General features: G+C 56.5%; 11 protein-coding genes. 6 read left to right on the top strand and 5 right to left on the bottom strand.

Annotation, left to right across the window (positions count from 1 at the left end; translation table 11 throughout):
• Nucleotides 1-9: 9 nt before the first annotated feature.
• The 3 genes from WB650_RS23965 to WB650_RS23955 all read right to left on the bottom strand — a co-directional run bounded on the left by WB650_RS23965 (nt 10) and on the right by WB650_RS23955 (nt 4933).
• Nucleotides 10-1107: a lipocalin family protein gene (locus WB650_RS23965; RefSeq protein WP_422300679.1), complete on the bottom strand. Its 1098-nt coding sequence runs from the start codon at nt 1105-1107 to the stop codon at nt 10-12.
• Nucleotides 1104-1481 (bottom strand): hypothetical protein, encoded by a 378-nt coding sequence (locus WB650_RS23960; RefSeq protein ID WP_422300680.1) that lies wholly within the window; start codon nt 1479-1481, stop codon nt 1104-1106. Before WB650_RS23960 ends, WB650_RS23965 begins: the two co-directional genes overlap by 4 nt.
• 122 nt (nt 1482-1603) lie before the next feature.
• Nucleotides 1604-4933, bottom strand: a complete 3330-nt coding sequence (locus tag WB650_RS23955) for an AAA family ATPase (RefSeq protein WP_422300681.1) — start codon at nt 4931-4933, stop codon at nt 1604-1606.
• A 350-nt stretch (nt 4934-5283) separates the two neighbouring features.
• Here WB650_RS23955 and WB650_RS23950 point away from each other — a divergent pair, with 350 nt between their 5' ends.
• Complete coding sequence (locus WB650_RS23950; RefSeq protein ID WP_422300682.1) at nt 5284-5463, top strand: hypothetical protein; 180 nt, start codon at nt 5284-5286, stop codon at nt 5461-5463.
• A gap of 329 nt (nt 5464-5792) precedes the next feature.
• Here WB650_RS23950 and WB650_RS23945 read toward each other — a convergent pair whose 3' ends face one another.
• Nucleotides 5793-6902: an enolase C-terminal domain-like protein gene (locus WB650_RS23945; protein ID WP_422300683.1), complete on the bottom strand. Its 1110-nt coding sequence runs from the start codon at nt 6900-6902 to the stop codon at nt 5793-5795.
• A 35-nt stretch (nt 6903-6937) separates the two neighbouring features.
• Nucleotides 6938-8722 carry a glycoside hydrolase family 15 protein gene (locus WB650_RS23940; protein ID WP_422300684.1) on the bottom strand — a complete coding sequence of 595 codons (1785 nt, stop codon included), beginning with the start codon at nt 8720-8722 and terminating at the stop codon, nt 6938-6940.
• 336 nt (nt 8723-9058) lie between these two features.
• Between WB650_RS23940 and WB650_RS23935 the strand changes: the two genes are divergently transcribed.
• From WB650_RS23935 to WB650_RS23915, 5 genes are all read left to right on the top strand, one after another.
• Nucleotides 9059-12280 carry an FAD-binding and (Fe-S)-binding domain-containing protein gene (locus WB650_RS23935; RefSeq protein ID WP_423962318.1) on the top strand — a complete coding sequence of 1074 codons (3222 nt, stop codon included), beginning with the start codon at nt 9059-9061 and terminating at the stop codon, nt 12278-12280.
• A gap of 19 nt (nt 12281-12299) precedes the next feature.
• On the top strand, nt 12300-13325 hold the full coding sequence (locus WB650_RS23930) for an SDR family oxidoreductase (RefSeq protein WP_422301734.1): 1026 nt from the start codon (nt 12300-12302) through the stop codon (nt 13323-13325).
• Nucleotides 13326-13372: 47 nt separating this feature from the next.
• Nucleotides 13373-15172 (top strand): thiamine pyrophosphate-requiring protein, encoded by a 1800-nt coding sequence (locus WB650_RS23925; protein WP_423962316.1) that lies wholly within the window; start codon nt 13373-13375, stop codon nt 15170-15172.
• A 163-nt stretch (nt 15173-15335) separates the two neighbouring features.
• Nucleotides 15336-15686 carry a hypothetical protein gene (locus tag WB650_RS23920; protein WP_422301738.1) on the top strand — a complete coding sequence of 117 codons (351 nt, stop codon included), beginning with the start codon at nt 15336-15338 and terminating at the stop codon, nt 15684-15686.
• Nucleotides 15687-15861: 175 nt separating this feature from the next.
• Nucleotides 15862-17160, top strand: coding sequence for a DUF1329 domain-containing protein (locus WB650_RS23915; RefSeq protein ID WP_423962314.1), 1299 nt, complete (start codon nt 15862-15864; stop codon nt 17158-17160).
• Nucleotides 17161-17201: the final 41 nt, after the last annotated feature.

The raw sequence follows: 17201 nt of genomic DNA, 5'->3' as shown, positions 1-17201 counted from the left end.
CGGCGCCTCCTACAGCGTTTGGAAGAGTGGAAAGAGATCGCACATCTCAACCATCGTTACGCCGTTCACCTTCTCTTTTCCGTAGGTGCCCGAAACTCGGGCTTTGCCCTCAATCCGATTAACTCCGATCGCCGAAACTATTTCCTGATCGTCCTTAAGCAGTTCGACTGTCAGCTCGGCTCTCTCGGGAATCGTAACACTCCATCGCGTTGCATAGGTCCGCTTGGTTTTGGGACTGATCCAGTTGCGGAGTTCTTTTATCACCACCGGCGCCACTATCAGTCCATCATCCGGATTCAGGATAGTGGCAAACCGCCGTGGTCCACCCACGTATGAATTCGGATTGCTGTCGTTAATCTGTTCGTCCCAAAGGCTAATCTGGACCCCGTTCTCGAGCTGGATGTTCATCCAGGTCCACTTGCTCGGGCCGAACCGGCCCCATTCCCGATCAAGCCAGGACCAACCTTTTACATCGCATTTCGCCCCATGAATAGTCAGTTGACCTGAGGTTTCCATGCGTGGAAGTGCGTACTCGTAGTCAATGCCGTCGGAGAACGGAATGATGCCGGTCACCAGATTTGGCAGCACCGGGCCGCGCGCCGCCATAGTCAGCTTCATGTCCAGTTTAACCGCGCCATCGGCCAGGTGTCCCTCGACGTTAAGCTGGTCTATCGTCCCCGACAGACGACCCCACGGCATGGTAATGTCCAACCCGGCGGGCACCACGGTGGTGTTGTTCAGCCAGTACTCGTTCAATTCCCTGGAAAAGTATTCACGCGTGGTTTCGTCGAAAACGGAAATCACCAGTTGTGCCACCGGTGTTCCGAGCGACTTGACAATGACCATCAGGTGAAACAGCACCGTGTACTTGTGCCCGCCGCCTTCCAGATAGCTGATGATGTAGAACGAATCGCCATCCGAATCTCTGGGATGGGGGGCGATGTCGTTTTCAGGATCGAGGACGGGTTGACCGTCAAGTACAGCGTTAATGCTACTTTGCGCCTTAAGGATCTTACTGGTCGGTATGCCGGCACTCATCGGGGCCCCCTTGGACTTTGCCGCTTTTGGCGCTGCCTTGCGCTTGCTATGTCCTTTCGCCACCTTCACCGCGGAACAGCGAATGCGTTAATCAACAGCCAGTCGCTCTTCGCGTCTTCCCTCGTGAAGACGAAAGTGAAATGGACCGGAATCGTGTTCTTGTCGCTCTTCGTATCCCGGTATTCCGCCTTGCCGCTGACTATCCCCTGCGTCGCGTCAGGTTCTTTTTGAGACGAGATCTCAATGTTCTCAAACTGAGGGTTTTGCGGCTTCTGATGTGTGTTCAGATAGGCGATGAGATTGCCGATCCCTGAAATCGAACCGGGATCGTCGACTCTCTTCATTATGGCGTCCACGTCGAAGAACTGGCCTAACTCGTCGTACTTGCCTTGATTGAAGAGTGTGGAGACCTGTTCAAATGCCTTCTTCAGATCTGTTGCCATTTCGACTCCTCCCTATTTTTCAAGTCAGAGAGATCGTTCCAACCTCACTCGATATATAGCTGTGCCACCCTTAGATCTAGGACCGACTGCTCGCGGTCCTGAACCTGAGCGAGTTTGCCTTCTCAGACCGACTTGCCGAGCGAGGCGTCGCGCCTCTGCAAGTCCGCGAGCAGCAAACTTGCCTCGCGCAAGTCCGGGGTAGCGAATCCTTCGGTAAACCAGCCTAACGTTTCACTCATCAAGGCCGGCCCTTCCGGGCATCTGCCTGCGCTGATCCACAGGCGGCCCATGCTGATCGCAACCCGCAGTTCCAACGACTTGGCCTGTTGCTCACGCGCCGTGACCAGCGCTTGCCGGAAGCATCCTTCCGCCTTGGCCTCGACCTCCTGCGCGCTGCGGCCGTCCTTCTGTTTGAGAAGCAGTTCGCCTCTAAGGCGATGAAGCTCCGCCACCCAATACCGGTCATGGGTCCCGTCAATCGTATCGAGCACGCGCAAACCCTCGGAAGCCTGGCCGATCTCGAGGTAGACCTCGGCCAGCACACTCGAGAAGTAGGCCAGCATAAGAACGGCGTCGGCAGCCCGAAAGGCTTCCAGGCCCAGCCGCATTCGCGCGATCCCTTCATCTCGCTGGCCCCGTTGGGTCAGAGCCCAACCGCCTAGGATGGCTCCTATTCCTCGGTAAAACGCCAAATCGTGCTCAGTTGAAACCGCCAGCGCTTCTGCCGTCAGCTCTTGCACTGCCACTGCGTCGCGGCAAAGTTGATACGGCAACGAACCGAAGGACGCTGCCATCGCCATGGTCGCTGGATGCTTCAGGCGCCGAGCCATGGCGATGCCCTCATCGTTCCGCTGCAGAGCCTTATCGGGGTATCCCAGAAACCACAGCGCCCACCCGGCGTGGAACAGGCACGCTACCGCCGCATCTTGTCCATAGACAAACCTGAGCGCGTCGTGCTCAACCGGATTGTAGATGGCAACCGCCTGTTCAAGGTGTTCGAGACCTCGGGCAAATTCCCCCGCGGTGATGCAACTCACGCCCAACGCATGGTGCCCTTCTACCAAGAGACTCGAATCTCCCGCGGTCTGCGCCAATCTCAGGCATTGCTCCGCCATCTCGAACCCAGCCGCGTATTCGGAACGCGACGCATAGTTAATCCAGAGTCCCCAAAGAGCGTGGAACAATTGCGGTGTCTCGCCCACCTGCTGGCTCAGCTCTCTCGCCCGCGCGAACACTCTCCCCACCTCGAGCGAAGAGAATCCTTTGGTGGCCACCAGGCTGCTGCCGAGAGCCGTATTCAGCGTTAGTTCCTGCCGCAGCCGCTCGGGCGTCTCGACTCTGGTTTTGATAAGCTGCAGCGCGTTTCTGAAGTGATTGATCGCTTCCGCGTTCGCCGAGCGTTGGACCGCCTTCTCCCCCGCCATCTGCAGATACCGGATGGTTTTGCCGGAATCGGCTGCCGCCCCGGCACGCCAGAGATGATGCGCAAGATCTTCGACGTGGTCATCAAGGGCGTTGCGGTAAAGATGCTCGATGGTCTCCGCTACTCTTAAATGGAGTCGCTGGCGTCGCGGAGCGGATTGCCCATCCAGAACTGCGCGCCGGATCAACTCATGGGCAAATTTGAAACGTACCTCGGGATATTGAAGCGACGACGCAATCAGGCCGGCTCTCTCCGCTTCATCTATGCAATCCAGCAGTGCGTCCGCCTCCACGGCGGTTGATGCTTCCAGGAGTTCGAATGTGAAAGAGCGTCCGATTACCGCCGCCGATCCGAGTATCTTCTGGGTCCCGTCGCTTAGCCGCCCCAGTCGCCGCCCGATGACCAGGCGCACGCTCTGCGGTACATCGATGTCGGCAACGCTGAGAGTCTTGCGAAACTCTCCGTTTGCATCAGTAAGCTTTCCCCGTTCAACGAGATGCAGGAAAAGCTCCTCGATGAAAAATGGATTACCTTCGGTATACGAATAGAAAACCTGCACCACCGGGTCGGGTGGCGTTCGCCCGCTGAGCGCGTACAGCATTTCCGCGACTACGCTCTTGGAAAGGCCACCCAAGGATATGCGTTCCGCCTGATGCCGGCGAATCAGTTCGTCCAGGGTCTTGGTCAGCTGGCCTCCGGGATCAAGCTCGAAGTCGCGATAAGTCCCGACGATAAGGATGGGCATATGCGGAACCAACTGCGCCAAGTGACTCAGCAACAACAAGGTTCCCTCGTCGGCCCAGTGCAGGTCGTCGATTAATATGAGTAGCGGCGTGTTCCGCGCCACGCGCGCAAAAAAATCCGAGGTGGCGCCAAACAGGATTCGGCGCGATTGCTCCGCGGGCATCTCCAGCGGTCGCGGGATATCCGGAAACAGCCGTCGCAATCGTGGCAGCAGCCTGGCCATCTCGGGCGCATCGTTCCCAAGCGCTTCGCGAAAGGCATTCAGGTCTCGCGTCTGCGCCAGCGCCTCTTCGAGGATCTCAACGAAGGGAATAAACGGGACCGGATCATCGCGATCGTAACAACTGCCCACGAACGTCCGCATGCCGCGACGCGATGCCTCGGCGGCGATTTCTGCACCGATTCGCGTCTTGCCGACGCCCGCGGCCCCCCCGATTAGCACCAGCCGCCCCGCGCCGTCGAACGCTTGCTCAAGAAAGCGCGAGAGAGCACTGCGCTCTGCCTCTCTTCCTACTAAAATGGGTCCGTCGGTGAATGCGCGCAGAAAGCTCGTTTCGTGGTGCGCGAACGGCACCTCTACCGTCGCGGCTTCGGCCGGGGAGCCTGATCTTCCCAGAGAAAATTGCCAGGTCACATGCAGGCGCGGATCGGGACTATAAGAGCAGAACGATCCGGTCTTGATCGATCGCTCGAGCAACTCGCCCATCGCAGCCTGTTGTTCGGAGATCTTCTGCAGCGCGGCCTTGATTGCGCGAGTGACATTGAGACGCGCACGCTCGGCCGCCGATCCGGCCCTCCGATCGCGACCGCCCAATCCGACCGCACGCCTTATCTCGCGCTTGACGAATTCGATTTCAGACTCAACCTGTTCCGCCCGCTGGTGATTGCCACGCTCGCGCAGGTCTTCGAGTTCTTCGCTCAAATCGTGGAGCTTGCGCTTGTAGTCCTGCTTCGCCCGCGCATCCAGCATCTCACCGGCATCGCCCAACCCGCCGATGCGATCGGTGCCTTCGGGCAGCGCTGGACTCTTTTCGCTGTCTTCTGCCGAGGCCGTTGTTGCGGCTTCGCTGAGAAGATTTAGCGAGTGGAATTCCTCGCCCGGATGCTGGAGCAAGCGCTGGATGCAACGAAGACCCTTGATATCTTTGAGCGGAAAATTTGCGCCGCGGTAACCGAGAGTCCAGTACTCACCGCTCGAGGCAAAGGTGCCGGTTTCTCCGGCGGCCTTGCCCGGCGATTCGAGCGGCCCTCTGCGGATGCCCGACCCTTCTTCAGTCGTCGCCAAAAATCCGCCCTCCGGCAAAAGCCAACGCTTCGGCCACACCGATTTTGGGGGTGCAGTTCGCGCGATTCTGGTCCAATTTCGCGCAGACTCGGAAACTTGCGTTGTCACGCGACGCTACCACTCGGTCAAACTAGTGTAAATCGACCTTTGGCCAACGTGACAGCCTAAATCCGCGCGACTGACGATCGCCCTTGCGTCTTCAGTAAATCTCGGGCGTTTGCTGCATGCTTCTCTTTTTCGAGTGGCCGGTTCGGGTCCGCTGAACGAGGTTCACTCGGCCATTACCGATTGGTTCACTCGGCCATGACGCCTTGAGGTTACGAGACACTGCTCTCGAGGAGGAACCCGCTATGGCTTCCATGTTCAACGACACGACGGCGATCAGTACCACGGCAACAGTCAATCAGACTGAAGCTTCCGAAGGTTTGCGGATCGCTCGTTACTGCGCGCTCGATGAGCTGCCGGGCTTGGTCTTCGGTGTAATGACAGTCGTTTGGATCGTCTTTTCACTGGCCAAACTCACGCTCTAGTGCGCGCCAACCCAAAACCAGGGGGAACCCTGGACCCAACGGGGTTCCCTCGTCGCTTTCGAACCGCCGGGCACTTTGCGCAGGCCGCCGTGCGCATCCTGCCGGAGCCAGCTGCCGAAGAGTTGCGAGAGTTGGTAGGCTTCGTGAGCGTCTGCTGGGAGACCTGCTATCCAACGGCGACCGCGTATCGAAACGTTCCCCAGAAGACCCTCGCCAGACTCTGCTATGTGGCGGCAGAGTCAGTTCTCCGATGCGGATGGAAAGTGCGGCGGGCAAGCGCCCTATTCGTCGACCAAACGCCGTCATCACGCGGCTTAAAATATTGCCAATTAGATCTCATACTTTTTGGCGTCAGACTGTTTAAATTCTAGTCCCATGCCGGGACGCGACAAATCGGGTTTCAGGAGGCCTTCGCATGGAGTCAAAACTCCGTCGAACAGCATATGTTCGATGCGCACATGATCGTGAAAATATTCGATGTGACGAACAGGTCGCGCGGCGCAACATGGATGCGCGTGCAACGATGGCCCGCAATGCGCCGAGAGTGGCATCGAACGTGTCTCACACAAAGCAGCCACCTGAATAAAGCCGGTGATACCCGCGCAGCGTGTCGCGTCAGCCTGTAAGACGTCGACTGATTCGGACGCCAACATCCGCTCGAAGTACGGCAAGTCATAACCGTATTCCCCAGCGGCTATCTCCATCCCTCCGGGAACGCGATCGCGCAAGAAGTGCAGTCCCTCGAGATCATCAGAGGAAACCGGCTCCTCGAACCAGGATACTCCGAGTTCCTGAAATCTGTCGGCCAGCGCCAGCGCTTGTTTGCGTGTATAAGCGCCGTTGGCGTCCACGAACAGTTCCACTTTGGGACCGATTGCATCGCGCGCAGCAGCGACTCTTTCGACATCCCTATGAGGCTCGCGGCCGACTTTCATTTTTATCCGCGGGATTCCTTGCTGTGCCCATTCTGACAACTGATTACGCAATTGCTCATTGTCATAAGAAGTGAAGCCGCCGCTTCCATATACGGCTACGCTGCCACGAGCGGCTCCAAGCAGGGTGACCAGTGGTAAGCCCAGGATGCGAGCCTTAAGATCCCACATAGCACTGTCTACCGCTGCTATAGCCATCGATGCGATTCCCGGACGACCCAGATTGCGAATCGCTCGAATCATTGCCAACCAGTTCGCTGAAGTCGCCATCGCATCGTGACCTGTGACTACCTCTGCGAGCATATCGTTGATCAGCTTTGCGGTAGCACCATCGGCATAGGTATAGCCGATACCGATGTGATCCGCAGCGGTTGCTTCTACCAATACTAAGGTTGTGGCCTTCCACTCGATGGTGCCATCCGACTCGGGAAAGTCCGTGGGTATTCGATAGGCACTAGCTCTAAGGCGCTGGATCTTTATTTCCGGATAGCGTGCCGTTGATTTCATTGTGTTTCTTCATCGTGAACACGGTTTTGGAATTGTTACTCGGCGCGGCCGACCTTCAGCGGGGTATGTCCAGGTGACAGGTTCAAAGCACTATTAATTAACGCAATATGTGTGAGGGCCTGGGGGAAGTTTCCCATCTGACGCTGTTCGCGGCAGTCGTATTCTTCTGACAGCAGGCCGATGTCGTTGCATAAGCCCAGCAACCGTTCAAAAATCTTTAGTGCTTCCGCCCTTCGGCCCATCGCAACCAGGCAGTCGACCAGCCAAAAGGTACAAGGCAAAAATGCTCCTTCTTCGCCGCTCTCAGCCGTACGGCGAAAGCGCTTCAGCAATCCGCCTTCCATAAGCTCGCGCTGAATCGCCTCGACGGTGCCCACGATCCGCCGATCGTCAAATGGAAGAAATCCCCTTAGCGGCAGCAGCAGCAAAGCGGCGTCGAGCTCGTTGCTGCCGTATGACTGCACGAAGCTGTGCCGCCTGCTGTTGTAGCCGTGCGCGCAGACGTCAGCATGAATCTTGTCACGAATTTCACGCCACTTTTTCAGCGGCCCTGGCAGATGTTCGGCTTCGACAAGCTTTACCGCACGGTCGAAAGCGACCCAGGCCGCGACTTTGGACTCGGTAAAATGACGCGGCCCGCTCCGCGTCTCCCAGATTCCATCATCGGGTTTTTCCCAGGCCTCCTCGAGAAAGGACAAAAACTCGCAATGCTTGAGCCAGACGTCATGCTCGATCTTGAGATGATAGCGATCAGCTATATAAAGAGCGCTGAGGATTTCGCCATAGACGTCGAGTTGAAGCTGCTTGTAAGCGGCGTTGCCGATCCGGACCGGCTTGCTGCCCGCATATCCTGGTAAATGCGAAAGTTCAAACTCGGTTAAGCGGCGCTCACCAGCAAGACCATAAACGGTCTGAGGTTTGTGTGAGTGTCCAGCGACTGCGCGCATGAGCCATTCACGCCAGGCGACAACATCTTCGCTGTAGCCACATTCGAGAAGCGCGCATAGCGTAAAAGTCGCGTCGCGCAGCCAGCAATAGCGGTAGTCCCAATTTAGCGACCCGCCTGTTCGTTCGGGCAGCGACGTAGTCGGTGCCGCAATAATGGCTCCGGTGGGACGAAAAGTGAGAGCTTTGAGGGTAAGGAGAGATCTGAGCACTTCGTTGCGATAGGGACCATTATATACACAATGAGATGCCCAATCTGTCCAGCATTCTTCAGTTTGATGGAGGAGGCCTAGAGGGTCACCAGCCTGCGGTAGAGAAAGATCTGAATCATTTCGAACAAAAGTGAAAGAAGCGGTTTCGCCTTTCGAAATCACAAAATCAGCTTGCGTCTTAAGGCCGTCGCTGCGCAGCGCAATAGGAGACTGAAGCAAGACTGCGTCGGGTCCCGCGATCGCGCGCAAAGTGCCGCTTTGATGCGTTAACTGTGGAACGGTTTGGCCGTAATCGAAGCGCAACGCCAGTTCCATCCGCATCGGTACCGAGCCCTCGCGACCTTCTACTATCCGGATTAAGTCCACGCGGCCGGACGTTTCGTTGAGCGGCATGAAATCAATCAACGCGACAATCCCATGTTCGGTTTCGAAGGTCGTTTCAAGCACCAGGGTATCGCCGCGGTACTTGCGGTGCGCAGTCTTGGCGTGGGATTGCGGCGCGATAAGCCATCGACCGTTCTCATCGCTACCGAGTAGGGCCGCAAAGCAGGCTGGTGAATCGAAACGAGGTACGCATAGCCAATCGATAGAACCATTGCGACCGACCAATGCAGCAGTATGACGGTTGCCGATAAGCGCGTAATCTTCGATAGGAAGACTCAACTAGTTGCCTTCCTTTTGTGGAAGTTGGTTATGCCGCTACTGCCGCGGGAACCGGACGAGCATAGGGTATAAGCACCCGACGTGCCACGATCGCGAAGCGAATGAAAACCTTGTCCTGAGAGAAGTTCAATGGAACGCTACGGGCGACAGGGTCTTGAACAGTTCTGTAGAAATTACTGAACTCTGTAACTTTGGGAATTCGGTAAATAATTCGTCTAGCGGAAGTACCTCCAAGGTCGCGAACTCGAACTAGGATCTTAGCTTGTCATTCGCGTAATACCGGCCCGACTCTTGCTCTCCTTAATTTGGTTCTGCATCTCACACTCGGACTCCTAGATGTTCATCAGTTCGGGCTCTATGGAAAATCAAGCCCCGCAAATCGACACCTCGATTGTAGCTCAACGTCGGAACGAAGCCCCACGCTTCGCACGGCAACACAAAGATGATTCAAGGACAGCGGTGCCCGCCAATGTGGCTGAATCGCTTCGCACTGCGCTCGAGAAATCGGTCGACGGTGAAGTACGATTTGATAAAGGCACGCGTGCCCTTTATGCGACTGACGGATCGAATTACCGCCAGGCGCCAATCGGCGTTGTAATCCCGCGCCACCTGCAGGACGTCGAGACAACCGTGGGTCTCGCGCGTCAATATGGCGCGCCCATTTTGTCGCGTGGATGCGGAACAAGTCTGGCGGGACAGTGCTGTAACGTCGCCGTGATCATCGACTTCTCAAAATTCATGCACCAGGTCTTGCGTATCGACGCCGAGAACAGACTGGGCCATGTGCAGCCCGGCTGCGTTCTGGATCATTTTCGTGAGACTGCCAGGCATCAAGCCGGGCTTTTTTTCGGTCCCGATCCCGCGACTCACAACCATTGCACGATCGGTGGCATGCTCGGCAACAACTCCTGCGGCAGCCATTCTCTCCTGAGCAAGAAGCACGGGCTGGGTGTGCGTATGAGCGACAATACCCACTCGCTGGAGGTTTTGCTCTATGATGGTACGCGGTTACGCGTCGGACCTACTTCGCCGGATGAATTGAGCGAGATCATTCGAAGCGGCGGCCGTCGGGCCGAAATTTATTCCGCTCTGAAATCGCTGGTGGATCGCTACGGCGATTCTATCCGCGAGAAATTTCCGAAACTCGAGCGGCGGGTTTCAGGCTACAACCTTGACGACCTGCTACCAGAAAACGGTTTCAACGTCGCGCGTGCGTTGGTGGGATCGGAATCGACCCTGGTCACAATCCTCGAGGCAACATTGCATCTCGTTCCCTCGCCTAAGGCGCGCAGCGTAGTGATGCTCGGATTCAAAGATATGTTCGTCGCCGCTGAATGCGCGCTGCAGGTCCTGAAATTTAATCCGATCGCTTGCGAAGGTATCGACGAACTGCTCTTTGAATACGTGAAAAAGAAAGGTGACGAAAACGCCAGCCTTGCACTCTTGCCGCAGGGACCAGCGTTTTTGCTGGTGGAATTTGGCGGCGATTCAAAGCAGGACAGCGACGAGCAAGCACGGTCGATGATGGATCACGTGAAAGGTTTGGGTCATCGAGCGCCGGTCGATATGAAACTCTACGATGATCCCAAGCATGAGGAGATGATCTGGAAAGTACGAGAGGGAGCACTCGGCAGCACCGCATGGATCCCCGACCAACCTGACACCTTTCCCGGATGGGAAGACTCGGCAGTGCCGGTTGAGGTAGTGCCCGAGTATCTTCGAAAGCTGCGTGCGCTGTTCGATAAGTACAACTACAAGCCGTCGATGTACGGTCACATAGGTCAGGGTTGTGTCCATTGCCGTGTGCAGTTTGACCTGTATACGACTCCCGGCATCGAGAAATACAAGAGGTTCATGAACGACGCCGTCGAGTTGGTCGTTAAATTAGGCGGCGTTGCTTCCGGTGAACATGGTGATGGGCAAGCGCGCGGGCAGTTTCTGCCACAAATGTTTGGGCCCGATCTAATGGCTGCCTTCACCGAGTTCAAACGAATATGGGATCCGACCAACCGAATGAACACCGGCAAGGTAATCGATCTCGAAAGACCTGCTTATAGCATCACGGATAACCTGCGAATTGGACCGGACTACCATCCGCCAAAGCCTAAGACACATTTTTCGTATTCTACCGATAAGCATAGTTTCGCGCGTGCCGCGCTGCGATGCGTCGGCGTAGGAGCTTGTCGCCGCGATGAGGGGGGTACGATGTGTCCTTCGTACATGGTCACGCGGGAAGAAAAGAATTCTACCCGGGGCCGTGCGCGCATGCTCTTCGAAATGATGACGGGCGAGATCATTGACGACGGGTGGAGGAGTGACGAAGTCAAGGACGCGCTGGATCTCTGCCTGTCGTGTAAGGGCTGCAAGGGCGACTGCCCCGTGAACGTCGACATGGCGACCTACAAAGCGGAATTCCTTAGTCATTACTATAAGGGCCGGGTAAGACCGCGAAATGCCTATGCGTTCGGATGGATTCACATCTGGGCAAGCTTGGCCTCATTCGCGCCCTCGATGGCGAATTTGTTTACGCAAACCCCCGGATTGAGCTCCGTCGCCAAGTTCTTTGCCGGTGTAAACCAGAAGAGAAAGATACCAACGTTCGCGCCACAGTCCTTTAAGCAGTGGTTTAGATCGCACCAGCCTCAAAATCCGGATGGCCCGCCGGTAGTGCTCTTCGCCGACACTTTCAACAATTTCTTTCATCCGGACGTGGCAATCGCCGCGACCGAGGTGCTGGAGGCCGCCGGTTTTCGTGTCAACGTCCCGCGCGCAGATGTCTGCTGCGGGCGTCCGCTGTACGACTATGGCTTTTTAGATATGGCCGAACGGTGGTGGATCGACATGTTAAATAAGCTACGGCCTTATTACCGGGCAGCCATCCCGATGGTCGTGCTTGAGCCAAGTTGCTGGTCGGCATTTCACGACGAACTCGTCAATCTTTTCCCTAATAACCCGGAAGCCCAGGCGCTCAAGGATTTAACGTTCACACTCAGCGATTTTCTTCGTTCGAAGGCTCCGCAATTTTCCGTTCCCGAACTGCACCGAAGAGCGCTCGTCCAAGGGCATTGCCATCAGAAGGCTCTCGATACGCTTAACGATAAGGAGATCGGGCAGCTTTTTGCCGAAAAAGAGATTTTCGACAAAATCGGCCTTGAGCACGCACATCCAAAAACTGGATGTTGTGGAATGGCTGGCGGGTTTGGCTATGAAAAAGAGCACGGGCACTACGAGCTTTCGGTTGCCGCGGGGGAGCGAATGCTGCTTCCCGAGGTCCGAAAGGCGGCCGACAACGAACTAATTATCGCAGACGGATTCAGTTGCCAGGAGCAGATCGAGCAGGAGACCGATCGCGTGGCCATGCATACTGCGCAGGTGCTGCAGATGGCTATTCGTGGAAATCGTGAATTTTCGGTCGGACGTCCTGAGACGCGGATGGTGAATAATAGGAAACGCGTCGTTAGGAAGTCGATGACGCGGGCTGCGATCGGCCTGAGTCTCGTTTGTATTGCCGCAATTGGGACCGGTTGGCTGGCAAAGAAACGTCGCGCAGCGATCTGAGCTGGAAGGAGAAAAGATAATGCGAGTTGGATCGGACACGGTGTGCGTGGTAACCGGCGCATCCGGCGGAGTCGGCCGCGCAACCGTCCGAATGCTAGGCGAGCGCGGAGCGAAAGTTGTGCTGTTAGCACGAGGACGTGACGGTCTGGAAGGCGCGAAGCACGACGTCGAATCGCGCGGCGGACGCGCGATTGCAGTACCGACCGATGTGAGCAATTTCGAGCAGGTGCAAGCCGCCGCTGACGCCGCGGAACGCGAGTTCGGGCCTATCGACCTTTGGATCAACAACGCAATGGTGTCGATGTACAGCCCTTTCATGAAGATGTCGCCTGAGGAGTTTCAGCACATCGTCAATGTGACTTTTCTCGGGACCGTGCACGGCACCCGGTGCGCGTTGCAACACATGCTCCCGCACGATCGCGGCAAAATCATCCAGGTAGGTTCGGCCCTGGCGTTTCGATCGATTCCGTTGCAGAGCGCCTACTGTGCCAGCAAGCATGCGATTCAGGGCTTTACCGAATCGCTTCGCACAGAGTTACTTCATGAGAAGAGCAATGTCGGCTTATCACTAGTGAACATGCCGGCATTGAATACGACGCAATTCGTGTGGACGAAAAACAAAATGCCGCACAAGGCGCGTCCTACCGGAGCGATTTTTCAACCCGAAGTCGCGGCTGAGGCGATTCTCTTCGCTGCCGAGCATGATCGGCGCGAGATCATGGTCGGATATACCACCGTCGAGGCGACCCTCGGCGAGAAAGTGATCCCCGGTCTGCTGGACCACTATCTCGCGGATGCGGCATGGAAAGGCGCGATGCTGCCAGAGCCCGCCGATCCGGAGAAGCAGGACAATTTCTGGGAACCTCTGCCAGGCGATCATGGATCGCACGGGCCATTCGATGACCTTTCGCATCGTTTCAGTTTTCAGTTATGGGCAACTAAGAACCGATCCAAGCTCGTCAGCGGTTTGTTGGTGGTAGGGATGGGTTTGTCGGCGTTACTTCTTCGCAACAGAAATAACTCTCACAAGGGATTTTTCTCGTGAGGCGCACTCGATCCTATATCCCTCTTCGAGAAGCAAAGGTATGAGACATGGCAATCACTGTTGGTCAATACATCATGCAGCGTCTCCAGGAATGGGGCGTTGAACGCATCTATGCCTACCCGGGCGACGGCATTAACGGCATCCTGGCGGGCCAGCGCAAGAACGACAATAAGCCGCGATTCGTCCAGGCGAGACACGAGGAACTCGCTGCGTTCATGGCGTCAGCGCACGCGAAGTTCACAGGCACCGTCGGCGTCTGCATGGCGACCAGCGGTCCGGGTGCTATTCACCTGCTTAATGGCCTATACGACGCAAAAATGGATCACCAGCCTGTCGTTGCCATCGTTGGCCAGTCGGCTACCACCGCACTGGGAAGCCAATATCAGCAAGAGGTGGACTTGCAATCTCTGTTCAAGGACGTGGCCAGTGAATATTGCGTAACTGTCTCGAGCCCAGCGGCAGTGCGCCATTGCGTTGACCGCGCTTTCCGCATCGCTGCAGATCAAAAGTGCGTAACTTGTGTGATCCTTCCAAAGGATATTCAGGAAGAAGAAGCAGTCCCGGAACCTCCCCAAAAACACGATCATGCACTGACCGGCGTGGGCTGCCCGGTCCCATATATGGTTCCGCATCAGTCGGATCTGTCGGCCGCTGCTAAAATTTTGAATGAGGGTAAGAAGGTTGCGATGCTAGTCGGCGCGGGCGCATTGAGTGCGCAAGACGAGGTATTGCAAATTGCCGAGCTTCTCGGCGCGGGCGTGGCCAAGAGCTGGCTCGGTAAGGCCGCAGTTGCCGACGATATTCCATTCTGTACGGGGCACATAGGTTTGCTGGGAAGTAAGGCGAGCTGGGACCTTATGCAAGGCTGTGACACGCTGCTCGTCGTAGGCAGCAGCTTCCCATACAGTGAATTCTATCCGCCAGCAGGGCAGGCGAAAGGCGTGCAGATCGATATCGACGGACGTCTGCTGAGCCTGCGCTATCCTATGAGTATAAATCTCAAAGGCGACGCGCGGCAGACCCTCTCAGCGCTGATACCTATGATCACGCGCAAGAGCGATCGGACGTGGCAGAAGGCGATAATCGACGACGTCAAGGACTGGTGGAAGGTGGTGGAAGCTCGTGCTCATACGGATGGCAACAAAGGTCTGCTTAACCCGGAGCGTGTATTCTGGGAATTGAGCCCGAAGCTACCTGAAGGCTGTATTATCTCGGCCGATAGCGGTACAACTGCGAATTGGTACGCGCGCGACCTTAAGATTCGTCGCGGGATGATGGCCAGCGGCAGCGGAAACCTCGCCTCGATGGGGGCGGCGGTACCTTATGCGGTGGGCGCCAAATTCTGTTACCCGCACCGCATTTGCATTGCAGTTACCGGCGACGGTGCTATGCAGATGAACGGGCTCAACGCCTGTATCACCGTCGCGAAATACTGGAAAGAATGGTCCGATCCTCGTTGGATTACCCTGGTGCTGAATAATCGCGATCTTAACCAGGTAACATGGGAACAGCGCATAATGATGGGGGACATTCGATTCACGGCCAGTCAGGAATTGCCCGATTTCCCTTACGCTGCGTTCGCCGACTCTATAGGGTTGCGCGGTATCCGCGTGGAGAAAGCAGACGAGCTTGGTGATGCGTGGGATCGTGCGTTGTCCAGCGATCGCCCCGTAGTGCTGGAAGCGATTTCAGACCCTGATACTCCGACTCTCCCTCCGCACGTCAGCTTGGAGCAGGCTAAGAATTTTACCGAAACCGTGCTGCGAGGCGACCCTGAGGAAGCGGGCATCATCAAGCAAGCTGTCAAAGGTATGGTGCAAACTTTGATTCCGCACGGCGATAATTAGAGTCTCCGCAAATACGACTGTGAATTAGGGTAAAAGCAAGTAGCACATTGCTGTCTCCTCTCAATGGGAGAATAAGCCAGGACGCTGGGATTGACTCAATTTCAAGCTGGCGATTGAATTAAATTAGTTGAATCGATACGGCATCTCAGGAGTTTTCGGCGAGATGCGATTAGTTCCGTACCTGCTGCTCGCGAGGCTGTTGCTCATTTGCTCGGTCTGCCTGCTGACCATTGCGCAGACAACCTCGGCGTTCTCGTCTATCACTCCCCTCGAGGTGCATGCGGTTACGAATCGCACGCCGGGATTCGCTCGACACGCCGTCGAAGAAGTGGGCAGCGGGCCGGTCGCGGATGGTGGCCTCTCGCTAGCGTCATCATGGTTCGACGCGAAAGAACCGAAAGATCGTCAGTCAGGACCGCTTTTTCTCCGCGAGGTCGAAGCAGGCAGTCAGTGGTCCTTCGATCATCAGTTTCATCGCCGCATTCCACCGCGCTCCGGCGACGACGATAACTAGCTCCGCCCCGAACAGAAAAATTCACGTCTTCACCGCGCCTGAGGCGCTGAGCATCGCGCGGTCGAGGTACCAGAAGACGGTCGAATAAATTCCAGGATGAAAGTCTCGCCGCGTTCTTGGCGGCGAAAGGACAAAGGTTATGCACTCCATTGAAGCTGTCAATAGTAAGAAATGTATGGGCGCTCTAGCTGCCTTGCTTATGAGTCTTATGGTGGCTGTGCCGGCACTTGCGCAAGTTAAGCCCGGTGACGTTATCACTCCGGACAATGCTTACAAGGTCAAGGACCTGGTCGCCCCAGGGGTCTACTACAAAGTCGAACAGGGCATGTCGATGAAAATCGTGCCCTCCGATCGCGTCGATTGGCCTCCGCCCTACAAGGACGCAACCGAGAAGTATTCTGCGCAGGTCCGCCTGTCGCCGGATGGACGCACGGTTGAGAACTACGTGGCCGGCCAACCGTTCCCATTTCTCGATCCCAACGATCCTAAAGTTGCGACCGAGATCATATGGAACAACGTGTTTCGGCCGCTTCAGACCGATGACTACGATCTGCGTTACTTCGCCTGTGAAAATGTGCGGACCGGGCGCAACGAACCCTACCGGGTGCTCGATGAGATCGACGTAGGTCACTACGCCGGCTACAACGAGATTGGACGGACTGAGGTCGACCCTATGCCGATCGATCAAGACTTCAAGAAGACCGGGCGTTACTGGCTCTTTGGACTCTACCCAATCATGGCACCGGAAGGTATGCGCGGCGCCGGATTTCTGCGCTACCGCTATGCCGATCCGAAAAAGTCCGATGACATATGGTCATGGAATACCGGCTCGCGGAGACTGCGCCGTCTCGACGAAGGCATCATGAGCGACGCGGTTACCGGGTCGGGAACGCCGAGTGAGGGTGGCGGGAATATTGTGGTGTTCGATCCGGACCACTATTCCGGCTTCAACGCCAAGGTCGAGGAGTACAACTATCGCTTCCTGGGTTCGAAGAGCATGCTCGGCGTGGTTCACGCGGTCCATTCGCCCGAAGTAACCTGCGGGACCGACGGCGGAGGCAGCGCCTGTCCGGAGAATTGGGAAACGCGCCAGATGTATATCGTGGAAGCCACCCCCAGGCGTCATACGAACAATTCCCAGGCACTGCAATCGCGGACCGTGCTCTACATCGACAGCGAAGTATGGTTTCCGCTTTACGAAGACGCATACGATCAACAGGGTCAACTCTGGCAGAACCACATTTATTGGCTGACCTATCGTGATCGACCGGTGCCTGATGCGCGCGTCGCGATCTATCCGTTCAAGCGCTCGTTCGTGGTAGGCGCTGCCGCCACCGATACGCAAACCGGAATGGCCGCGATGTGCTACCTGCCAAGTCGCAACACTCCTGAAAAGGAATGCTGGTATATCAATATGGGCGCGGTGGACCGCTCCTTCTTCGATCCCGAAGCTATGGTGCGCGCGGCACCGTAGCGGCAGCAGCGAGGCGGTAGAGCGGTGGCGCGCCTCGAATG

Origin of the sequence: Binatus sp. (SeqCode) (assembly GCF_049584895.1) — a bacterium.
In the GTDB taxonomy this organism is placed as follows: domain Bacteria; phylum Desulfobacterota; class Binatia; order Binatales; family Binataceae; genus Binatus.
Note: the sequence above shows the minus strand (reverse complement) of the source record. Positions and strands in the feature narration are given on the sequence as shown.

What these genes read in the sequence shown, in the direction of transcription:
- WB650_RS23960 (WP_422300680.1), bottom strand. Translation starts at nt 1,481, where the DNA reads ATGGCAACAGATCTGAAGAAGGCATTTGAACAGGTCTCCACACTCTTC.
- WB650_RS23950 (WP_422300682.1), top strand. Translation starts at nt 5,284, where the DNA reads ATGGCTTCCATGTTCAACGACACGACGGCGATCAGTACCACGGCAACA.
- WB650_RS23945 (WP_422300683.1), bottom strand. Translation starts at nt 6,902, where the DNA reads ATGAAATCAACGGCACGCTATCCGGAAATAAAGATCCAGCGCCTTAGA.
- WB650_RS23935 (WP_423962318.1), top strand. Translation starts at nt 9,059, where the DNA reads ATGTTCATCAGTTCGGGCTCTATGGAAAATCAAGCCCCGCAAATCGAC.
- WB650_RS23930 (WP_422301734.1), top strand. Translation starts at nt 12,300, where the DNA reads ATGCGAGTTGGATCGGACACGGTGTGCGTGGTAACCGGCGCATCCGGC.
- WB650_RS23925 (WP_423962316.1), top strand. Translation starts at nt 13,373, where the DNA reads ATGGCAATCACTGTTGGTCAATACATCATGCAGCGTCTCCAGGAATGG.
- WB650_RS23920 (WP_422301738.1), top strand. Translation starts at nt 15,336, where the DNA reads ATGCGATTAGTTCCGTACCTGCTGCTCGCGAGGCTGTTGCTCATTTGC.
- WB650_RS23915 (WP_423962314.1), top strand. Translation starts at nt 15,862, where the DNA reads ATGGGCGCTCTAGCTGCCTTGCTTATGAGTCTTATGGTGGCTGTGCCG.